Consider the following 511-nt stretch of genomic DNA (forward strand, 5'->3'; position numbering starts at 1 on the left):
ACGATGAAACGACGCTTGAGGTGGAGGTTGAGCCTCGGGCCAACAGCCGGCCGATCTGCTCGTGTTGCGGTTGTCCAGGCCCCATCTACGATCACTTGCCGGTGCGGCGCTTCGAGTTTGTGCCGCTGTGGGGGATCAAGGTCTTTCTGCTCTACCGGCCGCGCCGAGTGGATTGCTCGACATGCGGCGTAAAGGTGGAACAGATGCCCTGGGCACTGGGCAAGCGTCCACTGACCCAAGCCTACGGTTGGTTTCTAGCGGGCTGGGCGAAGCGGCTGTCGTGGAAAGAGACCGCGGAGGTGTTTCGGACCTCTTGGGAAAGCGTCTTTCGTTCGGTGGAGATGGCCGTCGAATGGGGGCGTGAGCACGTGGATCTCAGCGGGGTGCGCTCGATCGGTATCGATGAGATCTCCCGTCGGCGGGGGCAGCGCTATGTCACGTTGGTCTACCAGATCGATAGCCACTGCAAGCGGCTGTTGTGGGTCGGCAATAAGCGCCGAACCAGGACGTT

1 protein-coding gene is annotated in these 511 nt (G+C 61.6%); it reads left to right on the plus strand.

Annotation, left to right across the window (positions count from 1 at the left end; translation table 11 throughout):
- Positions 1-101: 101 nt before the first annotated feature.
- Positions 102-511 (plus strand): transposase (locus ACYQ2W_RS26570; protein WP_459874135.1); only part of this gene is annotated, 410 nt, incomplete at its 3' end.

The organism is Endothiovibrio diazotrophicus (assembly GCF_054657215.1).